This is a genomic window from Pseudomonas avellanae BPIC 631, from assembly GCF_000444135.1.
In the GTDB taxonomy this organism is placed as follows: domain Bacteria; phylum Pseudomonadota; class Gammaproteobacteria; order Pseudomonadales; family Pseudomonadaceae; genus Aquipseudomonas; species Aquipseudomonas avellanae.
Genome location: NZ_ATDK01000113.1, coordinates 1 through 1262, shown reverse-complemented (window position 1 = coordinate 1262; position 1262 = coordinate 1). Strand labels below are relative to the sequence as shown.

General features: G+C 51.2%; 1 protein-coding gene and 1 pseudogene. Both read left to right on the top strand.

The features are described from left to right. Positions 1–356: DUF6396 domain-containing protein (locus tag DW49_RS1000000129700; RefSeq protein WP_241478692.1), on the top strand; the 356-nt coding region annotated here is incomplete at its 5' end. A gap of 170 nt (positions 357–526) precedes the next feature. Continuing rightward, positions 527–1159: pseudogene (locus DW49_RS0107310) on the top strand (SEL1-like repeat protein); the annotation flags it as partial. Between the last annotated feature and the right edge of the window lie 103 nt (positions 1160–1262).

Sequence of the window (1262 nt, the reverse complement as noted above, 5' to 3'; positions counted from 1 at the left end):
GTACTCAACGTCGGAAAAGCTCATTTGGCTCATGGGCGGCTCGGATCAGGTGGTCAGGCGATTTTCGCATATTTGAGACTTGTTCGGAGGTTCCCTATAAGCAGATTAGCAAGGTATTGAACAGGTTGTCCTACGCCAATCCGAAGGTCCCTGAAATCAACGAAATCGTTCCCCTGCCGCCAGCCAAACTCCCCGCCTGGGATGGCAAGCTGAAATGGGTTGAAGAGCGTGAAGCCAATATCCCGCCGCCCAAGCCTTCCGAAGCACTGATTGAGCAACTGGCTAAAGCCATGGTGCTTGACCCTAAAACAGGTAAGCCATTGCCGGGTTCTCCCGTTTACAGCAAGGAAGACTGATCACATACCCATGTGCCCAGCACGGGTTTGCATGTGCCGACAGTATCGGCGCATGCAAATCCGCACTCATACCCCACTCCGTTCCGGACGCCAGCTATGCGTTTGCGCTTTCTGAATAATAATGTTGGGCAGCGGACGCACAACCCACCCACACCTACAGGGACAACGCGATGCACACCCTGATCTATTTATTGCTGGCCGTTCTTCCTGCGATAGCAATGGCCGAAAAAAACGACTCGCCTCCTGCGAGCTCCGGGGAGCGTGCTTTACAGAATAACCTCAGGTTTGAATGTCATCGTGAAGCTGACGTGCTGCCGCCGGTAAATCAAGACGCAGATACGCTCTACCAATACGGCTTATTTCTTCAACAAAGAGAACGCCCGAGTGACATTAGTGGTGCAGCACGCTACTACCGAATTGCAGCCGCTCACGGAAATTACAAGGCTGCAACCAACTTGCAGGCATTGATCACACAAGGCCTTGCACACTCGCCCAACGGACAAAAAGAAGCATTAGCACTGGTAGAAAAATTTATGACACTCGGTGTTCCAGGTGCTTACTACGACATGGCACACTATCTTGAATCTGGTTATGGCGTCGAGCAAGATCAAGAAAAAGCAAATGCATATTTTCGAAAAGCAGCTGACTTAGGTAGCCCTGACGCTCAGTACTACGCTGCTGGATTACTAGGACGTGTAAAAGGCGGAGCAGGTGTCATGGAGCAAATGCTGCACTGTGCTGCCTATCAAGGACATGCACAATCAGCCCGAGAGCTAGCGGCTTATCTGCGAACAGGAAAAAAGGGCGGTTTCAGAGGCTGAGTGCAACACCCGGCTATTGAGTTAGGGATGGACTCTCATGATGCTTGGACATCATTTCCGTCATCATTTCGATAGGGCATCTGTA